General features: G+C 42.9%; 6 protein-coding genes and 1 tRNA gene. 4 read left to right on the top strand and 3 right to left on the bottom strand.

All coding sequences use genetic code 11. The annotated features are described in order from the left end of the window. Window positions 1–349 (top strand): DUF3859 domain-containing protein (locus tag AACR09_RS21445; RefSeq protein ID WP_228010805.1); only part of this gene is annotated, 349 nt, incomplete at its 5' end. Window positions 350–504: 155 nt separating this feature from the next. Here AACR09_RS21445 and AACR09_RS21440 read toward each other — a convergent pair. Continuing rightward, on the bottom strand, window positions 505–1,611 hold the full coding sequence (locus AACR09_RS21440) for a M20/M25/M40 family metallo-hydrolase (protein ID WP_004734941.1): 1,107 nt from the start codon (window positions 1,609–1,611) through the stop codon (window positions 505–507). A 259-nt stretch (window positions 1,612–1,870) separates the two neighbouring features. On the opposite strand from AACR09_RS21440, the gene AACR09_RS21435 reads away from it, so the two are divergent. Next, the gene (locus tag AACR09_RS21435) at window positions 1,871–3,835 is read left to right on the top strand and encodes a tetratricopeptide repeat-containing diguanylate cyclase (RefSeq protein ID WP_193835667.1); all 1,965 of its coding nucleotides are present in this window, start codon (window positions 1,871–1,873) and stop codon (window positions 3,833–3,835) included. A gap of 153 nt (window positions 3,836–3,988) precedes the next feature. Here the strand turns inward: AACR09_RS21435 and AACR09_RS21430 are convergent, their stop codons facing one another. Then, window positions 3,989–4,174: a hypothetical protein gene (locus AACR09_RS21430; protein WP_004734943.1), complete on the bottom strand. Its 186-nt coding sequence runs from the start codon at window positions 4,172–4,174 to the stop codon at window positions 3,989–3,991. 272 nt (window positions 4,175–4,446) lie between these two features. On the opposite strand from AACR09_RS21430, the gene AACR09_RS21425 reads away from it, so the two are divergent. Together AACR09_RS21425 and AACR09_RS21420 are read left to right on the top strand one after the other, a co-directional pair. Then, entirely contained in the window at window positions 4,447–5,115 is a 669-nt protein-coding gene (locus AACR09_RS21425) for a DUF2726 domain-containing protein (RefSeq protein ID WP_193835666.1), read from the top strand. A gap of 264 nt (window positions 5,116–5,379) precedes the next feature. Continuing rightward, window positions 5,380–5,456: transfer RNA gene (locus tag AACR09_RS21420), tRNA-Val, on the top strand. Between the two features lie 163 nt (window positions 5,457–5,619). Here AACR09_RS21420 and AACR09_RS21415 read toward each other — a convergent pair. After that, window positions 5,620–6,033, bottom strand: coding sequence for a YybH family protein (locus AACR09_RS21415; RefSeq protein WP_193835665.1), 414 nt, complete (start codon window positions 6,031–6,033; stop codon window positions 5,620–5,622). Between the last annotated feature and the right edge of the window lie 69 nt (window positions 6,034–6,102).

Below are 6,102 nucleotides of genomic sequence, written 5' to 3'. Positions count from 1 at the left end.
TCTACCAAAAATCCAAGAGTTCACCACTACCGTTGATGCCGAAATCGACGTAGAGTTTGGCTATATCTTGAATATCAAGAAAGCCAAAGGTGAAAAGATCCGCTACTGCATCTATCACCCGGATATCACCACAGACAAGGGCGAAGTGCTCGAACCGTTCGATGGTGAAGAGCATGTCGGTAACAACGACTGGGATTTCTATTTAGGCGACACCATCTGGGCTCCTGTCTCGAACAAGCTAGGCAAGTGGCGCATGACCGTGGAGTTAAAAGGCAACATCATTGCCGATAAGACATTCGACCTTGTTGCAAAAGACGAAGGCCAATTCTGGAAGCGTAGGGGGTTTTAAGCTTAATCTTCTAGCTAAACTCAGACAACAAAAAAGCCGAGTCACACGTCGTATGTGGACTCGGCTTTTTGACATTAACTAGATGGCATTTTCTATCTCATTAACGAGTAAGGTTGTCTAGTTAACAAATAAGACTGGCTAGTTAACCAGTAAGACTATTGAGTCACGTAAGCCACAACAAACTCAGTGATAGCGACCATATCTTTCACTGCAATGTACTCTTCAGTGGTGTGAACTTTCGCCATACCAGTCGAAAGGTTAACCGTTGTTAGACCTTTCGCGTTGAAGTTGTTCGCATCGCTACCGCCGCCAGTGCGTTTAGTGTTTGCTGTTACGCCAAGCTTCTCGAATGCGGATTTGATAGAAAGAATGTGCGGGTGATCGTCTGCAATAACGAATGCATCGTAAGCGCGCGTTGATTCGATTTCTACTTCAGCGCCGAACTGCTTAGCACTTTCTTGGAATGTAGAGATCATGTGCTCAACTTGAGCCGTTAGCTTTTCGCCGTTTAGAGAACGTGCTTCAGCCACGACTTTAAGCTCTGGCATTACGATGTTAGTCGCTTGACCACCCTCAACAATACCGACGTTTGCCGTTGTTTCTTCATCGATACGAAGTAGGTTCATCTTAGTGATAGCGTCTGCAGCAACTTGAATTGCGCTGATGCCTTCTTCTGGCGCTAAACCAGCGTGAGCAGGGCGGCCTTTGATCTTAGCAACAATTTTCTGCTGACCCGGAGCTGCGTTCACGATGGTGCCAATTGGGCCGCCTGTATCCAGTACGATAGCGTGCTCAGATTGAATGTAAGACATATCGAAGTTCAAAGAGCCGAACAAGCCGCCTTCTTCGAAGACAGTGAACGCAATCTCGATAGTTTTGTGCGCGTGGCCTTCAGCTTTGATGCAACGAACCGCTTCCATGATAGCTGCGATACCAGACTTGTCGTCGCCACCGAGAATTGTGTTGCCTTTTGAACGGATGATACCGTCTTCAATGATTGGCTCAATGCCGATACCTGGCGTTACTGTGTCCATGTGGCAACTGAATACTGTGCTGCCTGGAAGAGTGCCATCTAGACGAGCGTAGATGTTGAAACCGTTAGACACTTCTGTAGGGACAGCCAGTTTGTGAACTTCAAAGCCTAGTTCACCAAGTTGTTCAGCCAAAGCTTCAGCAATCGCTTTTTCATTACGAGATTCACTATCAATTTTCACTAGATTGCAGAAATGTTCTACAAGACGTTGTTCATTAATTTGGGTCATTGTTAATTCTCATTATGCTTCCGCTTGTTCTAAAGAAGCCGCGGAGGTAGGAACAGGAAAATTACTATAACGCCAATGAGGTAGATGATTATCTGAGTTAAATCAAGAAAGTTGCCTGATTATTCTAATTAGTGAGAATAACCTTGCTCAGTTCGTCGAGATGACAATATTTTAATCTGTGTAGGGCTCGGGTATAATAAGTTTCTAATATAGATAAACAGCAGTGATATGGTCATTCAATTTGTAACGGTCTTAATACATGAATAAAAACAACGTTTTAGGTTCGTTTCTACTCGTTGTAACAATGAGTGCCGTACTCGGGCTTTATTTGCTGTATCCGCTCAATGATGTGGACTTGAGCCCTCCTCAAGCCGACAACACTTCTGTCTACACCCCAGAAAAAGAACTCTCTCAAACTGAATATGGAAAAAAGTTAATTCATATTCTCGGTTTATCTCGCAGTGACCCCTCAGTTGCAAAACATCAGCTTATTCTACTACGGCCGCCCACTGGCGTTAATGACAAAGCAATATACCAAGCTTATCGACTTATGATTTTGTCGAATGTCGCTCAACATCAACGAGATGCCGACGCCGTGATGGCCTACATAGAACAAATAAAAGCGTTGTCTGAGCATGAAGGTATGTTGTGGTTGAAGTCAGAATCATTGGTCGAATCTGCGATTGAATATCTCAAGGAAGGGGAACTTGCAATTGCGGAAATTGAAATTCGGTCCGCGATAGGCATTGCTGAATCTATTCGTTACGATAAGTTATTGGTTAAAGCGTATAACACCGCGGGGGCGATCAATAACGTGCGGAACGACTTGCAAGACGCTCAGTACTTTTTCTATAAAGGGCTGCAACTTGGCAAGCAGTATCCAACGCACATTTATAACAGCAAGCTGATGTCGAACATGGCGTTGCTCTATATCTATTTAGAGGATTGGCCTAAAGCCCTGCGTATTATCGAGAAAGCAAAAAAGCTCTACTTTAAAAGTGGCTTACTTGAAGATGACGCTATCGGCATTCTTTACATCAACGAATCATTTCTGCATTTGAGCAGTGGTGACGTGACTAATGGCCGAATTGCTTATGAGAAGGCAAAAGCACTCGATAGCAAAAGAGTCAGTGCTCGATACAAAATCTTATTACTGAGAACCTACAGTGATGTACTGCTATCAGAGGGCAATTTCAGCAAAGCATTACAAGTGGCTAATCAATGTCTTCAAGCGCCGAATATTAAGAAGTACACGCTTCAAAACGGGCAGTGTTACCTAAACCGAGCGTTAGCTAACATTGGACTGGATCAAGATGACGCCATATTGAATGATCTTGAACGAGCACTTGCAATCTTTGAAGTGGTTGGGAGCAGAAGTTGGAAGGTACTAGGCTTAAAAACACTGGCTGAATATTACGAATCTCAAGGTGACCTTGATACTGCACTGAGTTACTACAAACAATATTATCATGGCAACAAAGCGTTATTGTTTGATAAAAGGCAGAGTGATATTTTCTTGCTAGAACAAGACTATGCAAAACAGACACTTGCTAACGAAAACGAATTACTCAATACAGAAAAGGACCTCAACGAGTTGCTGCTTCAAAAGGAGCAACTGAGAAACAGAATCGTGGTGGCATTGATCATAATGGTCAGTATTAGTGCTGTATTACTGGCGATTCGGCTTCGTAGCATTCAAAGTAAAAATAAAGCTCTGGTCACTCAATCTACAACGTGTGCGCTAACGGGTTTGTACAACCGACGCTATCTAGAGCAGTTGTTAACTCAGCCAGTGCCATTTAATACTTCACGGTTTGGGATCAGTCTCGTCATTCTAGATCTTGACCACTTTAAGCGCGTTAATGACACCTTTGGGCATGATATTGGTGATGAGGTTTTAGTGGAAGTCGCAAGGCGAGTAAAACAGCACTTATTCCCAAATGATGTAGTGGCTCGCTGGGGTGGTGAAGAGTTTGTTATGCTGCTGTCTGGTTCCATTGATCCTGAGCAACAGTTGAACGTTATCCGTTTAGCTATTTCTGAAACACCCATTGATACGCACTCCGGCTCTTTAAACCTCACCACATCGATAGGAGCGTCGATTGGTATTGCTCATGAGCAACTCAATCAAGATACTTACAAGAAGTACCTCAAAGCGGCGGATGATGCATTATATCAAGCGAAAGAGTCGGGTAGGAATCAAGTCACCATCGCTGAAAGTTAATCTCTAATCAGCAAACAAAAAGCCATTCTGATCTTCGTGAGATAAGAATGGCTTCTGGAACACTCTGAGATCGCTAATATCAAAATTTGAGTGAGAAGTAGAGTTTACTTAGCGATATGTCGAGTTTATCTATATCAACATTTTCTAAATGAGTTATTTAGCGGCACCTTGCAGCATTTCAACCAGTTCACCCTCTGTAGCAGGTTCTCTTGCCAGTTCAATCACCGCGGAAGCACCGCCTTTTAACATATAAGCTCGAGTTCCGCAGTGGTCATAGTGGAACCATTTACCGTCTACACATACGTCCGTATAACATCTTGGGTCTTGTTTGAGTTCCATATCAATTTCCTTATTAACATTTGCCTAACGTTTTTCAGACTAGTTGATCACAAATTTAGGTAAATTGATCTGAATCAATCTAGAGTGTAATTGATGATTTGATTAGCAAATAGGAGAGGTGTGTCTAGCGTATGAGCGACCTCTTGGTGATTACAGCATTCAAAGGTCGTGATTCTGGTTGGCTACTCTCGCTCTTTTGCTTGCCACGTGAGGCTTTTCTACATACGCTAGCCACTCTCTTAATCCCTATACAGACGTGATTGTGTTGGAAAATGACTAATATCTTTATCGTTGTAATTGTTCTGGTTGTGTTCTTTTACTTTATCCAAAAGTATCTAGTGAAGCATGACGACACCAAAGATCATGCTTACCAGAAAAAAGGGTCGTTGATGTCGGCGCAACAGGCGACATTTTATAACGCACTTAAATCCGCTGTGGGTAACCATGGCGAAGTGTTTGCCAAGGTCAGCATGTTGAACGTTCTTGTTCCTGCTAAGGCGAACAACAAGAAGAATTGGTTTATCGCCAACAACAAAATCTCACGTAGCTATTTTGATTTTGTCGTGTGTGACCCGCGAACGTTAGAGCCCCGCGTGATCATCGAACTTGATAACGGCAAAGAGCTCAATAAGGGAAAGGCCGATCGAGAAAAGCTACTGATCCACGTGTGTAAATCGGCAGGCTTGCCACTGATTGGTGCATCTATTAAACACAGCTACCAAGTGAGCCGTTTGAAGAGATTACTGGCAGCACACATCGATTTAATCGAGCCATCAAAAGAAGTTCGATTCTGTAAGAAGTGCGGCAGCCCGATGATCATCAAACTGGCCAGCCAAGGCGATTACAAAGGCCGACGATTCTTCACTTGTAGCCGTCAGCCAAACTGTACGTATACAGAGAACTACAACGTTGTATTCGATGTGGATGAAGATTCTAACTAATATCTTGAGTTAAAATGCTTTATTAGAGGGATAAGACACGAAACAGGCAGATGTATATAGCTATTGAACTAGAGGCGAAATGTGATCTACTTCAAGCCATTGATCTGCTTTGTGTTTAAAATTTATTCTGATTGTTGTTTTTAAAAGCAAACGAACCGTTTTGTGCAAATTTATCCTTGCACGCTACCCATTCACTCGTTATTATCCATCTCGTTCTGAAGCATTAGCCACTTAGTAAAGCGGTTAGTTAAGTTTCAAAGCATTGCCCGCTTAGCTCAGTTGGTTAGAGTACTTGCATGACATGCAAGGTGTCACTGGTTCGAGTCCAGTAGCGGGCACCAAATTCGTTCTTTATGAACAAGCAAAAAAGCCCACCTAGCGTGGGCTTTTTTGTGTCTGTAATTCCCCTTATTATTAAACTATCAGTTATTTTAGGGTTCTAAGAATTGTTGCTTGTAACGCTCCTAGACTGCGTCCTTTTATGATCCAAAGTGCAATAGCCAATTAAAATCCATTCGGGTTGTCAATTACGTATAGCCAGCCTCCATCTATATACCTCATTACTTCGAGAGCGGTTCCTTTGGGGCCTCCAACTATCTCCCAATCGGACCTTATGAGAGCCGTGTCGCCGTTAATGTGGATAGACACATCATGGGTGAGCATTTCGACGTCGCCTTGAAGGTAACTTTTCAATATAGGCTTAATAGCCTTTGGTCCTCGAGCAAGGTTACCCTGATTATCTAGGACGAATATGGCGTCTTCATGGAACAGAGTGCCTAGTCCGTCGATGTCTTGTTTTGAAAAGTATTCCGCGAAAAGTTGGTGCAGTTCTGTTGGCGACTGCGGTTTTTTGTAATCTGTGGATGCGTAAGAATAGAAAGTTATTAAGTTTAAAACGACGAATAGAAGTATCTTCATGGAACCACCTGCTTGTTTGTGTTTTGGGTTGAAGCCATAATAGATAGGGTGGTTACTAAAAGAAATTAG

It is taken from the genome of Vibrio sp. OPT20, assembly GCF_963889365.1.
Taxonomy (GTDB): Bacteria; Pseudomonadota; Gammaproteobacteria; order Enterobacterales; family Vibrionaceae; genus Vibrio; species Vibrio splendidus.
This window is presented reverse-complemented; position numbering and strand designations above follow the sequence as displayed.